Here is a 15,671-nt window from a genome sequence, read left to right as displayed (position 1 = left end):
TTGGTGATGAGCGTGAACAAACAGATGGAAGCCGAGCCACGCAGCGGCTTTTCCCGCCTGCGGCGCAGGTTGCGCCTGCTCTACCACAGTTCGGCCCCCGGGCCGCAGCGCTTCCAGTTCGCTGTCCTGATCGTCGACCTCGCAATCATCGTCTTCTTCGTCGCGACGCCCCTGTTGCGGGAAAACGATGCCTTTCTCTGGATCGACTACTCGATTGCCGCCTTGCTCGGGCTTGATCTCATAGCCCGAGCTCTCGCCTCCTCAGATGTGCTGCGCTGGCTGAGGCAGATGCCGGTGATCGTCGACATCTTCATCCTGGCAACGCTGCTTGCTCCAACGTGGCTGATCAATCTGGGCTTCCTGCGCATCCTGCGGCTATGGACCCTCACCCGCTCACCCAGCTTCTGGCGACCGCTCGGGAAGCGCGGGCTGGGGCTTTACCAGGAACCGGTGCAGGCAGTGATCAACCTGCTGGTCTTCCTGTTTGTCGTCACCGGCTTTGTCTACACCGCCTTCGTCAACCGCGGCGAGGACGCCAAGATCACCACCTATGTCGAGGCGCTGTATTTCACCGTCACCACAGTGACCACCACGGGCTATGGCGACATCGTGCTTCCGGGTACTTGGGGAAAGCTCACCTCGATTGTCATCATGATCATCGGCATTTCCCTGTTCGTGCGGCTGGCGCAGTCCATCTTCCGCCCCGCCAAGGTGCAATTCCCCTGTCCCCAGTGCGGGCTGCAAAAGCACGAGCCCGATGCCGTCCACTGCAAGGCCTGCGGCCATGTGCTCAACATTCCCGACAGCGGCAATCACTGAACCGCGTTCAGCGGCAATGTCACCCTAAAGCAAGCACCCGAAAGCGGCCCGGGCACGAGTTCCAACGTACCGCCCATACGCGCAACGATCTGACGTGAAATAGCCAGACCAAGCCCGGCTCCGGTCTGATCGGCTCCGCCGCGCCGGCCGCGGGCGAACTTCTCGAAAATAATGGCCCGATCTTCCAGGGCAATGCCCGGACCGTTGTCCGCGATGTCGATGCGAAAGCGCCCGCCGCCGCTCAACGACGAGACCAGCAGGACGGGCACGCTGGCGGTATTGTATTTCACCGCGTTTACGATGAGGTTGATGAACACTTGGCACAACCGATCCTCGTCGCCCAGAACAGCAGCGGACGTGGCCCGAGGGCCCCACTGCACCGCCACCTTCCTCTGGCGCAGCAACGCTTCGGAGACCGTGATCGCCCGTTGCAGCGCAGCGTCCGGATCGACGATGCCGTCCTCCCAGTTGCGCTCCCCCCTTTCAAGCGCGGAGAGATCAAGGATCTCGTCGAGCAGCCGTGTCAACCTCAGGCTTTCCTGATGAATGGTCGCAACGAAACGCTGCCGCTTGTTGGCTTCCAGCTCCTGGTCATCGAGGAGGATTTCCGAGAATGAACGGATCGAGGTCATCGGCGTGCGCACTTCGTGGCTGACCTGGCTCAGAAACTCGTCCTTCTGGCTGTCGAGTTCGCGCAATTGCGCATTGGCCGCTTCCAGTTGCCGCGCCGTCGACCTGAGCTCTGTCGAAGTGCGCTCCAGTTCTTGGGAATACTCGATGACCTGCCGGGTTTCGCCGGCCATCTGCATCACCTCCTCCAGCGAGACCTCGCTGCCGGAAACCACCTTGGAAAGCATGACATGCGCTGACGCAGCGCCGATGGAGCCGGCCAGCTCGCGCTCGAGGCGGCCAATAAAGGCGGAGGTCGGCTCCTGCGCACCCTCTCCCCTTCCAATGTCGAGCTCTTCGGCTTCAAACAGAGCTGCCGCCCGCTGTTGGCCCAGGACGCGCTCTGCCACAAAGAACAGGTCGTTCGCCGTCGCCGATCCCAACGCGATGCTTTCTACTCGCGTCGAACCGCGGCGGAATACGTCCAGAAAGACATTGGCCTGCAGACGCTCCAGAGCCGATTGTGTTGTCAGCAGTGATCCCAGCACCAGAACCAGTATGTTGCTCGATAGACTCCAGAAGACCGCATGCGTCAACGGATCGAAGCCCTCGAGCCCGAACATTGCCTCCGGTCGCAGCCAGGGAACGCCGAAGGGGCCATGGAGAAGCAACCAGGCTATGTCGAGCGACACCGACGTGAAGCTGGGCAAGAAGCTGCACCAGACCCAGAACACAAAGCCTATGGCGATGGCAGCGGTTGCCGCCTTGCGCGAGGCATCGCGCCAGAACAAGGCCGCGATCACAGCGGGAAAGAACTGGGCAATGGCCGTGAAGGAGATAAGGCCGATTGGCGCCAGCGCATCGGAATCCCGGGTGAAAAAGAAGTAGAAGAAACCCAAGGTTAGTATCAGCAGGATGGAGAATCGCCGCGCCATCAGTAACAGCCGGGTTACGCCTTCTTTCCGGTCAGTTCTGTCCGCACCAAAACGAAGCACCAGCGGCATCACGATGTGATTGGAAACCATGATCGACAGGGCGATGGACTCAAGGATGATCATGGACGTGGCGGACGAAAACCCGCCGATAAAGGCAAGCAGCGCCAGGCCATTCTGGTTGAAGGCCAGCGGCACTGTCAGCGCGAACATGTCGGGGTTGGACCCAGCTGGCATCCGGCTCAAGCCGAAGACGGCAATCGGCAGGATGAAGAGGCTCATCGCCAGCATATAGGCCGGAAAAGCCCAGCTGGCGACGCGCAGGTGGTTCTCGTCGGAATTTTCGACCACTGTTACCTGAAACTGGCGCGGCAGGCAGACGATGGCTGCCACCGACAGCGCGAGCGTCGTCATCCACCGGGCATCAAAGGTATCATGCGCGTCGATCGCCACGCCCTTGGCGGCTGCCTCGACAAAGATGGCCTCGAGACCGCCCCCTACGAACACCACGAAGACACCGACAGCAACGAGCGCGGTCAGTTTCACTACGGCTTCGAAGGCGATGGCGGCGACGACGCCGTGATGCTGCTCCTTGGCATCCACATGGCGCGTGCCGAAGAGAATCGTGAACAGCGCCATCCCCGCGGCCACGCCGAAGGCCAGGCCAACATCGTCGATGCCGCGCAAGGCGCCCTGCCCGAACTCTGACGACCCTGCCACCGCCTGGATCGAGGACGTCACCGCCTTGAGCTGGAGGGCAATGTAAGGCGCGATCCCCACTACGGCGATGCAGGTGACCAGAACCGCCAGGCGGTTGGATTTTCCAAAGCGCGACGACAGGAGGTCCGCCACTGAAGTGATCCGCTGCATGTGGCTGATGCGCACCAGGCGCCTGAGGAGGAACCACCAGCCGACAAACACCAGGGTCGGCCCCAGATAGATGGTGAGGAATTCAAGCCCGCTGCGGGCCGCATTGCCGACGGCGCCGTAAAAGGTCCAGCTGGTGCAATAGACCGATATCGACAGCGTATAGACGGCCGGCGAATGGAGGAACGAGCGCTTGTTGCGCCGGGCCTGCCGATCTCCGAAATAGGCCAGCACAAACAGCAGGCCGACATATCCAACGGCCGTGGCGATGACGAAATCGGCCGACAGCATCAGCGGTCCGCTTCGCCCGAAGCCGCGATGTCGTCCGGACCCGCCTTGTGCGCCAGCACGGCTGTTCCCACGATCAGCACCAGCCACAGCGCGAAGAGGTAGAAGACCACCTGCGGAACACCGAAATGCACCAGGTCCTGATCGAACACATAGGCAAGGGGCGGCATCATCAGCAGCGCACCCAGAACCGTCAGCAGCAGCATTCCGCCGCGCAGCTTGCTGCCGCTAGGCATCTTCGCCCAGGATGCTGCGCACGGCCTCGACCACTTCGGCATTGGCATAGGGCTTGGTCACGAACCCGTCCGCACCCAGTTCCTCGGCTATGCGTCGGTCCTGCTGCTGCCCCTTGGCCGTCAGGATCAGCACCGGAAGGCCGCTGGTCTCGGCATTTGCCCTGATCTGCTTGAGCACGTCGAAGCCGCTGCGCTTGGGCAGCATGACATCCAGAACCACGATGCGCGGCTGGAGCCGTCGCACGGCGTCCAGCGCCGCCTCGCCGTCGACCACGGAGCTAATGCTCCAGCCGGCGCGCCTCAGGATGAACTCGAGCGATTCCATGATGCTCGGCTCATCCTCGGCAATGAGAATATCGATTGCCAAGATCCCCCCATGTCTCTGCGGTCTCCCCTCCGCAGGCTGGCAACTAAAGCGCAATCGCAGCGCTGCGCCAAGCCTTAAAGCATGGGCAGGAGCGGACCCCGGGTGCGCGAATGGCCCTCTTCCGGCGAGAGCGGCTCTTCCTGCCGGCTGGGGCAATCGCGCCGCGTGCAGAGGCGACAGCTTGGCCCCACCGGGATATCGGCTTCGGAATCAGCAAGGTCCATCCCCGCGCCATAGACCGTCCGGTCCGCATGCAGGGCGTCGCAGGCCAGCATCACCGATGAAGCCACCACGCGATCGCGAAACGCACCGGTACGCCGCCGCACCGTGCGGGCCAGGAACAGGTAGCGCGATCCGTCGGTGAACTGCACCAGCTGCCGCACCGGCTCCTCCGGCGTGCGAAACGCCGCATAGATCGCCCAGAGGGGACAGGCATGCCCGCTATTGGGCAGCAGCAAACCCGGCAGCGGAAAATGCTTGGTGAGCCGGCCGGCTGGATCGGACCGCAGGAATCCAAAGGCCACGCCCTCCTCGCCGGGACGGCGCAGCGTCACCAGCCGGTGCGCCACCTGCTCGAAGCTCGCATGGTAGAGCTGGCGCAAGTGGTCAATGTCATAACCAGCGTCTTCGGCATCCTGGAGAAACTGCCAATAGGGAAACACCATGGCCCCCGCCAGGTATGAACCCATCGCCCGCGAGGCAAGCCGACGCGCCGTCTGGGTCGACAGGGTTGCCGTCGCAAGCACCGCCTTGATCGCATCCGGCGCTGCCAGCTCGCCATAAAGACGCGCCAGCTGGAACTGCCGGGTGGCCAGCGTCGTCGCCCCGTGGAACCAGAGCTGCCGCAGGTCGGGGTCGAAACGGTATTGCCCGGGATAATCCGGCTCCGGTGGCGGGCCGCCGATGCGAACGGTGACGGCAAAGCGCTCCGCCAGAAGCTTCGCGAGTGTTGCTCCTCCGAAGGCACCTTGCACTTCGATCTCGCGCCGCAACTGCTCCGCAACCTCCTCCAGCACCGGAAAATGGTTCTGCCGCTCGATCAGCAGATCGTCGATCTCTCGTGCCGGCGAGATGCTGCGGCTGATCTGGCTGGAGCGGTCGAACTGGCCAATGAGATTGCGCGCCACCTCTGCCAGCGTGCGGCTGTCACGCCCGATCGCGGCGAGAAACTGCTGCCTCTCGGCGGCGTCGAGGTCCGTGACCTCCTCAAGGATTTCCGCACTCGACCGGATCGCCGTGATGCCCGAGAGGATCTGGTGCAGCAACTGGCTGAGCAGCGGGTCCGAGCGAAGGCGGTCCGCATAGGCGTCGGCATTGCCAACCGCCGATGAATAGGCGCGATGGAGCCGCGATAGGGCTGCGGCGCTGGCTGGATACTGCGCCACCAGCTCTCGCCGCTCGTCCGGACGGAAAGGCAGCGATTCGAGCAGCGGTTCAGCGAAAGCTTCTTCCAGGTCCTGGAGGAGTTTCTGCTCGGTCCGGCCGGCGAGTTCGTCCACCGGAATGTCCAGCTGGGCGGCGACACGGTTGAGCAGGGCGCCGCCGATGTCGCGCTTGTTGTTCTCGATGAGGTTCAGGTAGCTGGGCGAAATGCCGACGCGCCGAGCCAGCGTCGCCTGCGAAATCTTGAGGCTCTTGCGCCGGTTGCTGATGCGAAAACCGATGGGCGCGCGCATGTCTCACCCTCTCCGTGTCAACGAATTGACAGCGTCTGCAGTAGATCAGAGCAACAATTTACAAGATATCGCTGCAACAACAAAGCCTTGTTGCGGGCCTTTTCTCCGGATGGTCATAATCGGCCGCGGCGAGCGACTGGCCATGTACCAGATGCCCCGCATCAAGGAGGAACCAATGACATTCACTAAGCGAGGTCTTTCCCGCCGCCGGGTGCTGCAGACCGGCATGGCCGGCATCATCGGCACGGGTCTGGCGCCAATGATGTTCACCCGCGGCGCCTGGGCACAGGAATTCTGCAATAACCCAACCGGCGACACCGTCACCTTCGGGCTCAACCTGCCGCTGACCGGCGCCTATGCGGAGGAAGGCGCCGACGAGCAGAAGGCCTATGAACTGGCCATCCAGCACCTCAACGGCGAAGGCGATGGCGGGCTGATCGCGGTCCTCAACCCGACCTCGCTCAAGGGCAATGGCATCCTGGGCAAGAAGGTCGCCTATGTGACCTCGGATTCCCAGACCAAGTCGGACGTGGCACGCGCCGGCGCCACCCGCATGATCGAGCGCGACGGCGCCATCATGATCACCGGCGGCTCGTCGTCGGGCGAAGCCATCGCGGTCCAGGGCCTCTGCCAGGAACTGGGCGTGATCTTCATGGCCGGCCTGACCCATTCCAACGACACGACCGGCAAGGACAAGCGCCGCTACGGCTTCCGCCACTTCTTTAATGCCTATCAATCCGGCGTGGGCCTGGCCCCGGTGCTGGCCGAAGCCTACGGCGCCGACCGGCGCGCTTACCACCTGACGGCCGACTATACCTGGGGCTGGACGCAGGAAGAATCGATCAAGAACGCCACCGAGGCCCTCGGCTGGCAGACCGTGGAAGCGGTGCGTACTCCGCTCGGGGCAGCCGACTTTTCCCAGTATCTGACGCCGATCCTCAATTCGGGCGCCGACGTCCTGATCCTCAACCACTACGGCACCGACATGGTCAATTCCCTGACCCAGGCCGTCCAGTTCGGCATGCGCGACCGGCAGGTCAATGGCAAGGATTTCCAGATCGTTACGCCGCTCATCTCCGAGCTGATGGCCAAGGGCGCCGGCGAAAACGTCAAGGGCGTCTACGGCACCTCCAATTGGCACTGGAACCTGCAGGATCCAGGCACCGTGGCCTTCACCAAGTCCTTTGGCGCCGCCTATGGCTCTCCGCCGTCTCAGGCTGCCCATACGGCCTATGTGCAGGCCCTGCTCTATGCCGATGCCGTGGAGCGCGCCGGCACCTTCTACCCGCCCGAAGTCATCAAGGCGCTGGAGGGCCACGAATTCGACGGCATGGGCAACGGCCCGACCATCTACCGGGCCGAGGATCACCAGTGCATCAAGAACGTGCTGGTCGTGCAGGGCAATGAGAGCCCGACCAGCGAGTACGACGTGCTCAACATCGTCAAGGAAATCCCGCGCGAGGACGTGGCCTACGATCCTGCCATGTTCGGCGGCGACCTCGGCCCTGCCGAGCCCGTCCCGATGTGCGCCTGAAACCCTCGCCTGCCCTGGTCATCAGGGCAGGCTCTCACTGACTAGGTCAACTGCGAGCTGGTCAAGGTTGCGACTGGCAGCGCCTCGCAGCCCGGCAGGCTTCCCATCCGGCGACCGCTCGATCGGGCGCCAGGAGCACTTCCGATGTTTGAAGTTATTCTTCTCCAGTTCCTCAACGGCCTCGACAAGGGCGCTGCCTACGCGCTGATCGCGCTGGGGCTGACCCTGGTGTTTGGCACGCTGGGCGTCGTCAACTTCGCCCATGGTGCCCTCTTCATGCTGGGGGCCTTTTGTGCCGTGCTGTTCCGGCAGCTGCTGACGCTGGAAACCGTCACCGTCGATCCGGAGAAACTCTCTCCCTGGGGCACGCCGCTCGAAGTGCGCGAGCCGCTGGTCCAGGCCTGGTTCGGCGACTTTGGCGCCGTTCTGGTCAACTACTCCGTACCCTTTGCCATTATTGCCACCATTCCCGTCATGCTGGTGGTGGGCATCGCGCTGGAGCGCGGCATCATCAAGCACTTCTACAAGCGCCCCCATGCCGAGCAGATCCTGGTCACCTTCGGCCTTGCCATCGTCGCGCAGGAACTCATCAAGTCCTTCTTCGGGCCCAACCCCATTCCCCAGCCCATGCCCACCGACCTGCGTGGCGCGGCCGACATCGGCGCCTTCTTTGGCATGCAAGCCAACGTGATCACCTACCCGATGTGGCGGCTGATCTATTTCCTGTTCGCCGCGCTGATCATCGGCGGCGTCTTCGCCTTCCTGCAGTTCACCACCTTCGGCATGGTGGTGCGCGCCGGCATGGCCGACCGCGAGACGGTGGGCCTCCTCGGCATCAACATCGATCGCCGCTTCACCATCATGTTCGGCCTTGCCGCAGTCGTGGCCGGCGTTGCGGGCGTCATGTACACGCCCCTCCTGCCCCCCAATTACCACCTGGGTATGGATTTCCTGGTCCTGAGCTTCGTCGTCGTGGTGGTGGGCGGCATGGGCTCCCTGCCCGGCGCCGTTGCCGCGGGCTTCCTCCTCGGCATCCTCCAGTCCTTTGCCTCGATGACGCAGGTCAAGGCGCTGATCCCCGGCATTGACCAGATCATCATCTACCTGGTCGCCGTCATCATCCTGCTCGTATTGCCGCGGGGCCTGTTCGGTCGGCGTGGCGTGATGGAGGCCTAGCATGCGCGCGACCTCACGCAACGACCTGCTGCTGTTCCTGGGCTTCACCGTGGCCGTCCTTGCCATGCCCATATGGCTGCAGCCCTTCGGCGCCGCCTATCCGGACCTCCTGCAGCGCTTCATGATCTTTGGCATCTTCGCCGTCGGTTTCAACATCCTCTTCGGACTGACCGGCTATCTGAGCTTCGGCCATGCCGCCTTTTTCGGCGTCGGTTCCTATGCCGCGGTCTGGTCGTTCAAGCTCCTTAGCCTCGATGCCATTCCCGCCATGCTCTTTGCTGTGCTGGTCTCGGGCCTCTTCGCCCTCGTTATCGGCTATGTCAGCCTGCGGCGCTCGGGCATCTACTTCTCGATCCTGACCCTGGCCTTCGCCCAGATGAGCTACAACCTGGCCTATTCCGTCCTGACGCCGATCACCAATGGCGAGACCGGGCTGCAGCTGACCCTCAACGATCCCCGCTACCTCGATGCAGCGACCGGGCAAGGTTTTGTCGGGCAGCCGGTACCTACCCTGCTTGGCCAATCGCTGGGAGGCTTCGCCGGCTTCTACTTCTGCGCCGGCTTCCTGATCCTGGCCTTCTTCATCGCCCAGCGCATCACCAACTCGCCCTTCGGCATGATGCTCAAGGGTATCAAGTCCAACCAGACCCGCATGAACTATACCGGCTTCAACACCAAGCCCTATACGCTGGCGGCCTTCGTCATCTCCGGCATGTATGCCGGCCTCGCCGGTGCGCTGCTGGCGGTTACCGATCCTCTCGCCGGCGCCGAGCGCATGCAGTGGACGGCGTCGGGCGAAGTGGTGCTGATGACCATTCTTGGCGGTGCCGGCACGCTGGTGGGTCCGGTAATCGGCGCCTGGCTGATCAAGTACTTCGAGAACATCTTCTCCGCCATCAACGACTCCATGCTGCGCCGCTTCTTCGACTTTCTTCCTGATGGTGTCGACAACGCCCTGGTCGCCATTGCCGGCAAGTTCGTCGGCGAAGGCTGGTTCCTCACGCTCGGCCTGGTCTTCGTCCTGATCGTGGTCTTCCTGCCCGGCGGCATCATGGAGGGGGTGCGGCGCCTCGCCAGCCTCGGCGGGCGATCCCGCCACGACAAGTCGGGCAAGCCCGCGCCTCACGTTCAACCCGCAGAATAGGACGCGCACATGAGCAATCCCAATGTCGTCCTCCATGTCGCTGACGTTCACAAGCGGTTCGGCGGCCTCCATGCCCTGGCCGATATCGACCTGCAGGTCGAGGAGGGACAGACCCATGCCATCATCGGCCCCAATGGTGCCGGCAAGTCCACCCTGCTCAACGTCATCATCGGCAAGCTGGCGCCGTCGAGCGGTCAGGTCACCTTCGATGGTGCCCTCCTCACCGGCCGCAAGCCCTACCAGATCAACCAGCTCGGCATCGCCCGCGTCTTCCAGACGCCCGAGATCTTTGCCGACCTATCGGTCTTGCACAATGTGATGATCCCCGCCCTCGCCAAGCGTGACGGCGCCTTCAAGCTCAACATGCTGCGCGGCCTCGATAGCGAGACCGCCATCCGGCAGGAGGCCGAGGACATGTTAGAGGACGTCGGCATGCATCCCCGCCGGGACATGGTGGCCGGTAGCCTCAGCCGTGGCGACAAGCGCCGGATGGAGCTGGCCATGTGCCTGGTCCAGCATCCGCGCCTCCTGCTGCTCGACGAACCGACCGCCGGCATGTCTCGCCACGACACCAACACCACCATCGACCTCCTCAAGAAGATCAAGAGCCGCGGCATGACCAAGGTGATCATCGAGCACGACATGCATGTGGTCTTCTCGCTGGCCGACAAGATCTCCGTCCTAGCCCAGGGGCGCATCATCGCCGATGGCACGCCCGACCAGGTGCGCGGCAATCCTAAGGTTCAGGAAGCCTATCTCGGTGGAGGCCACGAATGAGTGCTGTGACCATGGACGCGCATGCGGCAAGCGGCACCGCCGCCGCCACCATCGAGACGACGCGGCCGTTTTTTTCGGTGCGGGATGTGCACGCCTTTTACGGCGAGAGCTATATCGTGCAGGGCGTGTCGCTCGATGTCCGCAAGGGCGAAATCCTTGCCCTTCTCGGCCGCAATGGCGCCGGCAAGACCTCGACCCTGCGCACCATCGCCCGCACCGATACGCCGCAGATGCGCGGCGGCGAAATCTGGCTGGATGGTCAGCCCATCCACCAGATGAAAAGCTTCGAGGCGGCGCGTGCCGGCATCCAGCTGGTGCCGGAAGACCGCCGCATCATCGCGGGGCTGACGGTGGAGGAAAACCTCACCCTGGCCAAGGTCGCGCCGAGCAATGGCTGGGGCCTCGACCAGATCTACCAGAGCTTTCCCCGCCTGGCCGAGCGCCGCAAGCAGGAGGGCGTCACCCTTTCCGGCGGCGAGCAGCAAATGCTGGCCATCGCCCGCGCCCTCGCCCGCGACCTGAAGCTCCTTCTGCTGGACGAGCCCTATGAGGGCCTGGCTCCGGTCATCGTGCAGGAGATCGAGCGCATTCTCCATTCGATCAAGCCGCTGGGCATCACCACCATCATTGTCGAACAGAATGCCGTGGCGGCCCTCAAGCTCGCCGACCGTGCGGTGATCCTGGACACTGGCGAAGTCGCCTTCGCCGGCACGGCTCAGGAAGTGCTCGACAATGCCGACCTTCGCCAGGAATACTTGGCGATCTAGCCATTCTGAACCTCCCGGCCCAAGGCATAGTGCCGATCAACCTCTCCTGCCGGGAGGTTCAGGATATGCAAACCGTGCGAACTAGCCCGCCGCCGCGTCGGGCGCCACGGCACCGATGGTAATTCCCTCGTCCTCCAGCGCATGGCGGATATCCCGCGCCAGGTCGACCGCTCCGGGCGTATCGCCGTGGATGCAGATCGAGCGCGCGCTCGATTTCAGAACCGTTCCGTCCACCGCAACGATCTCGCCGGCCTTGGCCAGCCGCAGGCAGCGCGCGATCACCGCGTCGCTGTCATGGATCACGGCGCCCTCTGCCGAACGCGGCACCAGCAGCCCATCGGCCGTATAGGCCCGGTCGGCATAGGCCTCGCGGATCAGCGGCATGCCCACCGCCTTGGCCGCACGCACCTGCTGGCTGTTGTCGAGCGCCAGCACCGCCATCTTTGGGTTCATGGCCTGGATGGCGGCAAAAATCCCGACAGCAAAAGCGAGTTCCTCCGCTGTCTGGTTGGCTAGCGCCCCATGCAGTTTCACATAGGCGAGCGGGACTCCGACCTCATCCGCAATGAACCGCACCAGGAACAGCTGGCTGCGTATCTGCGCCAGGAGCTGATCGAGCGGCATGACCACGCGAAAGCGCCCGAAGCGTTTCGGATCGGCATAGCCGGGATGGGCGCCGGCCCGCACGCCCCGCGCCTTGCAGTATTTGAGGATGTGCCGGATCGTGGCTGCGTCCCCCGCATGGCCACCACAGGCGATCGAGGCGCTGGAAACAATCTCCAGTAGGTCCTCGTCGTGACCCATGCCTTCGCCCAGGTCGGCATTCAGGTCGATGGTCGTCATGGTCCGCCCCCACGCAAAGCCGCCTGGGCATGCTCCAACGACACGGGCTGGAAAGCAACCGGGTTACCTGGCCGAAGCTGTGCGAAGCGGTCGAGATCGGCACCGATCACCGTGGCGATACGGGGATAGCCGCCGGTGGGCTGGTGATCGCGCATAAGGACGATCGGCGTCCCGTCTCCCAGGATCTGAATGTCCCCGGGCACGATGGCATCGGACACCAGCGACAATGCCGTCGCCCCGCCAAAGACCTGCTCGGGATCATCCAGCCGCACCCCCATGCGATCCATGCGCGTCGTGACCGTGAAGCTGGCTTCAGCAAAGCGCGAACGCAGCTCTCGGGAGAACATATCCGCTTGCAGACCCCAGGTGAAACGGACCGGCCCCTCCGCCAAAGGAGGGATCGGCAAGGGCGCGCGAGTATGACCCGGGACGCCGAGCTCCAGCACATCCCCGGCGCGCAGAGGCCTGCCCTTCAGCCCGCCCAAGGCAACCCGGCTGTTCGTCGCGATACTCCCCATCACCGGCTCGACCGCAATGTTCCTGTCGAAGCGAAGATAGCCGTAATTGCCCCAGGCGCCCGGGGTGATCGCCAGCGTGTCGCCGGCGTCGAGCGTGACCGCGCCGTTCCACTCCACCACGCGACCATTGTGCCGCGCCACGAAACCGCCACCGGCAAAGCCCGCGACACAGCTGCCGCTGCCGACAACAAGCTCGATTCCGGCGGCCGTGAACTCGATGCCTCCTGCCCCGCCGCCCGCCAGCGCGCCGGCAGCCGCAAAGGCGCCCCTGTCCATCGGGCCGGAGGCACTAATGCCATGCCGGAGCAGCCCGAAGCGTCCCTCGTCCTGGATCGTGGTCAGCGGCCCCGCCCGAGAAATGCGCAACACAGTCATGGAGCGACCACAAAACGCACGCTATCACCGCCATGCAATCGCGTCGGCGGGTCGGCTGCAGGATCGAAATTGCGGAAATCGGTACGTCCGATGACGTGCCAACCGGTGGGCATATCTGTCGCGGCGATTGCCGTCTGCCCTGCCGCAAAGAGAACACTGCCTGCCGGAACCAGTGACCGCACTTCGGTGCGCCTCGGCACGGTGAGGCCTTCGTGAAGGCCGCAATACACGAAGCCTGGCGCAAACCCCGTCGCCAGCACCCGCAGCGTCGACCGGTTGTGAGCCGCGACGAACTCTGCCCTGCCCAGCTCAAGCATATCGGCCACTTCATCGAGATCAGGACCTTCAAAAACGGTCGGTATCGACCACTGGCGCGCCGTCCCTGTCTCCGCCTTCAGCCCCGACAGGCGCAGCCGAACTTCGCCCGCGACCGTGCCAAGGGAAACCAGCAGCGGATCGTACCGCAACAGCACCGAGACCAAGTTGGGCATGATCTCGACCACGCCGGGCACCGGCTCCTCCTCCAGGCGCCGGGCCAGCGCGATGGCGGCGCGATTGGCGACCTCGTCCAATGCCGCGGCAAAGCGGATCAGCAGGGCACTGTCGCCAAGCGGAACAAGGGTCGGAGCGGGATAGGCAAGAGGGCCGGACACATCTGCCACGGTGCAGCCTCCAAGGCTGGAAACTGGCACAGTCCTGATGGACCCGCACGGATCAGTCAACCCGGTCCATAAGCGGGAGGCTCTGCTCCGCTCGGAAAACCGTTCGTTTCGCGCCGATGTCGCCCTGGGCACACCGGCCAGATTGACCTGCCGGGCAGTCTTGCGGTCAGTTGGGGTCCCGGCCGTCCTGTTCGACAACCGCGTCGAACAGTTCCCGCGCCTGCCCGGCACCGATCGCCTCGATGGCGACCGCTGCGATGGCAGCAAAGAGTTCTGCGATTTCCTGGGGATCGGTGATTTCGGCGTCGTCGTCTTCTGCGTCGGCGTTGATTAGAGTGAACACGTTACGCGCCTCCAAGTTAGCCAATGGAAGCAGTGTGCTGCGATTCATGTTACAGAATAAATAATGGAAATTGCGCAAAGGGCGCGCCGAGGCCGGTTGTCATCAAGGGCACCCGCGCTTACTCTTCCCCCGCCTCGAGCTTGTCGAGATAGACCTCGACTTCATCGAGCGTCGCCGAGAATGGCTGCGGCACATTTCCGAACACGACCCGGAAATCTGCATCCCTGACGGCATGCCCGCCCGGCTTGCCGAGCACTTTCATCTTCTCGTCCGTCAGGATGGTCAGCCCGTGCCGGGCCGCAATGCGCTTCATGCGGCGCATGCGCGATGCATCGAATTCCTTGCGGCTCATGGGCAACCCTCGGCAGTTTCGGCCAGGGACGCACTACCATCACCCCTCGGGCAGCACAACGGTCGGGATGTGTACGTCAGTCGTTCGTGCGTGGCGCCCGGTAGACCACGAGGCTGCTCACGAGATGGAGGAGCAGGCGGCCCCTGTCGTCCCGGATCCAGATTTGCGCGATCCGAGGCTGTCCATGGGCGAAATCGTCGGCGGTCATCTCGCCCAGTGCCTTTTCCGCCTCCCGCTGGGCCGTGGCCTCGTCCGCCATCTCGGACCCCACGTCATCCGTGAATGCCTCGTCGCCGACCATGGAGTCGAAATAAAAGTGTGGCATCTGGGCCAACCTTCGTTGTGGTGACGGCTAGCGCGGGCTCCGCGTCAAATCGAGGAAAGTGGGATCGAACTGCCCCACCTGCTGCAGCCGCTCCCAGTCATGAATGGTGACTGTTCGGCCGTCCCAGGAGATCAGCCCAAGCCGCCGCAGCTCCTGAATGGTGCGGTTGACGTGCACCGTCGACAGGCCAAGGGCATCGGCTAGCTGCTCCTGGGTGATGTTGAACGGAAACGACATGCCTGCCGCCAGCGCGACCGTGTCCGCCCGCAAATAGTGCTCGCAGAACAGATGCGCCATGTGGGACAGCGCCGACAAGCGCCCCATCGCCACCAGCCATTGACGATGGATGGCGCCATCGAGCAGCGTCGACAGCCACAGGAGCCGCGTCAGGTGAGGAAAGCGTTCAGTAACGGCGGTAAGGTTCACATGCGGAAATTCGACCACCGTCACATCCGTCACCGCCGAGACGCCATGGTCCAGCCTGGCGAGCAGGAAACCGTGAAGATCGACGAAGTCCCCGGCAATATGAAACGCGGTGATTTGCCGGTCGCCGCTTTCCACCCGGTTATAGCGTGCGGCCATGCCGCCGATCAGCAGTTGCGACCGGTCGGGGCTGTCCCCTTCGGAGGACATGTCGCTCCCGGCAGAGTACTGCACGGTGTTCCCGGCGGCCTCGGCCAGAGCCTGCTTTTCATCGGCGCTGAGTGTATCCCGGATGTCCAATCGGCGAAACAGATGGAACAGGCGGTGATCGTCCATGGCGGTTTTTCTGCCTTTGATTTTGCTGCCTAACGATCCCGGTTTGGTTTGGTTTCCGGGCCTTGACGCCCGCCAGACAGCCTCCCCTGGGGGATCATGTCCCCCTGCGGGCACGAGCGTTTCGAGGCCGGCGCACAAGTCGAATCTATCTACATGCAAGGCAGATTTGCGCCCTTAACAAATGTTAAGGCGTTGAAAGGACTAGCATTACCATTCGCAACAGCTCGATGAGCCGGGCGTTGCACCCTTCGTTCAAGTAGAAGGAGTGTTTGATGAGTGCCCACGTGAAGCCTGCTAAGGGC

General features: G+C 63.5%; 17 protein-coding genes. 6 read left to right on the top strand and 11 right to left on the bottom strand.

Going from position 1 to position 15,671, the window contains the following annotated elements; genetic code table 11:
- Positions 1-6: 6 nt before the first annotated feature.
- Complete coding sequence (locus VIL88_RS11195) at positions 7-819, top strand: ion channel (protein WP_331988795.1); 813 nt, start codon at positions 7-9, stop codon at positions 817-819.
- Here VIL88_RS11195 and VIL88_RS11190 read toward each other — a convergent pair.
- The 4 genes from VIL88_RS11190 to VIL88_RS11175 form a co-directional block, all read right to left on the bottom strand.
- On the bottom strand, positions 813-3,518 hold the full coding sequence (locus tag VIL88_RS11190; RefSeq protein WP_331988793.1) for an ATP-binding protein: 2,706 nt from the start codon (positions 3,516-3,518) through the stop codon (positions 813-815). The genes VIL88_RS11195 and VIL88_RS11190 overlap by 7 nt on opposite strands.
- On the bottom strand, positions 3,518-3,751 hold the full coding sequence (locus VIL88_RS11185; protein ID WP_331988791.1) for a hypothetical protein: 234 nt from the start codon (positions 3,749-3,751) through the stop codon (positions 3,518-3,520). The genes VIL88_RS11190 and VIL88_RS11185 overlap by 1 nt, the downstream gene beginning before the upstream one ends.
- Complete coding sequence (locus VIL88_RS11180) at positions 3,744-4,118, bottom strand: response regulator transcription factor (RefSeq protein ID WP_331988789.1); 375 nt, start codon at positions 4,116-4,118, stop codon at positions 3,744-3,746. The genes VIL88_RS11185 and VIL88_RS11180 overlap by 8 nt, the downstream gene beginning before the upstream one ends.
- A 74-nt stretch (positions 4,119-4,192) precedes the next feature.
- Positions 4,193-5,794 (bottom strand): helix-turn-helix domain-containing protein, encoded by a 1,602-nt coding sequence (locus VIL88_RS11175; RefSeq protein ID WP_331988787.1) that lies wholly within the window; start codon positions 5,792-5,794, stop codon positions 4,193-4,195.
- 175 nt (positions 5,795-5,969) lie between these two features.
- Here VIL88_RS11175 and VIL88_RS11170 point away from each other — a divergent pair, with 175 nt between their 5' ends.
- The 5 genes from VIL88_RS11170 (at position 5,970) to VIL88_RS11150 (ending at position 11,192) form a co-directional block, all read left to right on the top strand.
- Positions 5,970-7,328: a substrate-binding protein gene (locus VIL88_RS11170; protein WP_331988785.1), complete on the top strand. Its 1,359-nt coding sequence runs from the start codon at positions 5,970-5,972 to the stop codon at positions 7,326-7,328.
- Between the two features lie 144 nt (positions 7,329-7,472).
- Positions 7,473-8,504, top strand: a complete 1,032-nt coding sequence (locus VIL88_RS11165) for a branched-chain amino acid ABC transporter permease (RefSeq protein WP_331988783.1) — start codon at positions 7,473-7,475, stop codon at positions 8,502-8,504.
- Position 8,505: 1 nt separating this feature from the next.
- Positions 8,506-9,648 (top strand): branched-chain amino acid ABC transporter permease, encoded by a 1,143-nt coding sequence (locus VIL88_RS11160; RefSeq protein WP_331988781.1) that lies wholly within the window; start codon positions 8,506-8,508, stop codon positions 9,646-9,648.
- Positions 9,649-9,657: 9 nt separating this feature from the next.
- Entirely contained in the window at positions 9,658-10,425 is a 768-nt protein-coding gene (locus tag VIL88_RS11155; RefSeq protein ID WP_331988779.1) for an ABC transporter ATP-binding protein, read from the top strand.
- Positions 10,422-11,192 carry an ABC transporter ATP-binding protein gene (locus tag VIL88_RS11150; RefSeq protein ID WP_414650131.1) on the top strand — a complete coding sequence of 257 codons (771 nt, stop codon included), beginning with the start codon at positions 10,422-10,424 and terminating at the stop codon, positions 11,190-11,192. Before VIL88_RS11155 ends, VIL88_RS11150 begins: the two co-directional genes overlap by 4 nt.
- A gap of 81 nt (positions 11,193-11,273) precedes the next feature.
- On the opposite strand, the gene VIL88_RS11145 is transcribed toward VIL88_RS11150, so the two are convergent.
- The 7 genes from VIL88_RS11145 to VIL88_RS11115 form a co-directional block, all read right to left on the bottom strand.
- Positions 11,274-12,035, bottom strand: a complete 762-nt coding sequence (locus tag VIL88_RS11145; protein ID WP_331988777.1) for a 5-oxoprolinase subunit PxpA — start codon at positions 12,033-12,035, stop codon at positions 11,274-11,276.
- The gene (locus tag VIL88_RS11140; RefSeq protein ID WP_331988775.1) at positions 12,032-12,928 is read right to left on the bottom strand and encodes a biotin-dependent carboxyltransferase family protein; all 897 of its coding nucleotides are present in this window, start codon (positions 12,926-12,928) and stop codon (positions 12,032-12,034) included. The genes VIL88_RS11145 and VIL88_RS11140 overlap by 4 nt, the downstream gene beginning before the upstream one ends.
- Positions 12,925-13,590 carry an allophanate hydrolase subunit 1 gene (locus VIL88_RS11135; protein ID WP_331988773.1) on the bottom strand — a complete coding sequence of 222 codons (666 nt, stop codon included), beginning with the start codon at positions 13,588-13,590 and terminating at the stop codon, positions 12,925-12,927. The genes VIL88_RS11140 and VIL88_RS11135 overlap by 4 nt, the downstream gene beginning before the upstream one ends.
- Positions 13,591-13,756: 166 nt before the next feature.
- Positions 13,757-13,933, bottom strand: a complete 177-nt coding sequence (locus VIL88_RS11130; RefSeq protein WP_331988771.1) for a hypothetical protein — start codon at positions 13,931-13,933, stop codon at positions 13,757-13,759.
- A 118-nt stretch (positions 13,934-14,051) separates the two neighbouring features.
- Positions 14,052-14,285 (bottom strand): hypothetical protein, encoded by a 234-nt coding sequence (locus tag VIL88_RS11125; protein WP_331988769.1) that lies wholly within the window; start codon positions 14,283-14,285, stop codon positions 14,052-14,054.
- Positions 14,286-14,361: 76 nt separating this feature from the next.
- The gene (locus tag VIL88_RS11120; protein ID WP_331988767.1) at positions 14,362-14,610 is read right to left on the bottom strand and encodes a DUF6894 family protein; all 249 of its coding nucleotides are present in this window, start codon (positions 14,608-14,610) and stop codon (positions 14,362-14,364) included.
- A 27-nt stretch (positions 14,611-14,637) separates the two neighbouring features.
- Positions 14,638-15,369, bottom strand: coding sequence for a Crp/Fnr family transcriptional regulator (locus VIL88_RS11115; protein ID WP_331988765.1), 732 nt, complete (start codon positions 15,367-15,369; stop codon positions 14,638-14,640).
- Between the last annotated feature and the right edge of the window lie 302 nt (positions 15,370-15,671).

It is taken from the genome of Devosia sp. (assembly GCF_036563435.1).
Taxonomy (GTDB): Bacteria; Pseudomonadota; Alphaproteobacteria; order Rhizobiales; family Devosiaceae; genus Devosia.
This window is presented reverse-complemented; position numbering and strand designations above follow the sequence as displayed.

Coding starts and splice junctions, on each gene's coding strand:
- VIL88_RS11195 (WP_331988795.1), top strand. CDS start 7: ATGAGCGTGAACAAACAGATGGAAGCCGAGCCACGCAGCGGCTTTTCC.
- VIL88_RS11190 (WP_331988793.1), bottom strand. CDS start 3,518: ATGCTGTCGGCCGATTTCGTCATCGCCACGGCCGTTGGATATGTCGGC.
- VIL88_RS11185 (WP_331988791.1), bottom strand. CDS start 3,751: ATGCCTAGCGGCAGCAAGCTGCGCGGCGGAATGCTGCTGCTGACGGTT.
- VIL88_RS11175 (WP_331988787.1), bottom strand. CDS start 5,794: ATGCGCGCGCCCATCGGTTTTCGCATCAGCAACCGGCGCAAGAGCCTC.
- VIL88_RS11170 (WP_331988785.1), top strand. CDS start 5,970: ATGACATTCACTAAGCGAGGTCTTTCCCGCCGCCGGGTGCTGCAGACC.
- VIL88_RS11165 (WP_331988783.1), top strand. CDS start 7,473: ATGTTTGAAGTTATTCTTCTCCAGTTCCTCAACGGCCTCGACAAGGGC.
- VIL88_RS11160 (WP_331988781.1), top strand. CDS start 8,506: ATGCGCGCGACCTCACGCAACGACCTGCTGCTGTTCCTGGGCTTCACC.
- VIL88_RS11155 (WP_331988779.1), top strand. CDS start 9,658: ATGAGCAATCCCAATGTCGTCCTCCATGTCGCTGACGTTCACAAGCGG.
- VIL88_RS11150 (WP_414650131.1), top strand. CDS start 10,422: ATGAGTGCTGTGACCATGGACGCGCATGCGGCAAGCGGCACCGCCGCC.
- VIL88_RS11145 (WP_331988777.1), bottom strand. CDS start 12,035: ATGACGACCATCGACCTGAATGCCGACCTGGGCGAAGGCATGGGTCAC.
- VIL88_RS11140 (WP_331988775.1), bottom strand. CDS start 12,928: ATGACTGTGTTGCGCATTTCTCGGGCGGGGCCGCTGACCACGATCCAG.
- VIL88_RS11125 (WP_331988769.1), bottom strand. CDS start 14,285: ATGAGCCGCAAGGAATTCGATGCATCGCGCATGCGCCGCATGAAGCGC.
- VIL88_RS11120 (WP_331988767.1), bottom strand. CDS start 14,610: ATGCCACACTTTTATTTCGACTCCATGGTCGGCGACGAGGCATTCACG.
- VIL88_RS11115 (WP_331988765.1), bottom strand. CDS start 15,369: ATGGACGATCACCGCCTGTTCCATCTGTTTCGCCGATTGGACATCCGG.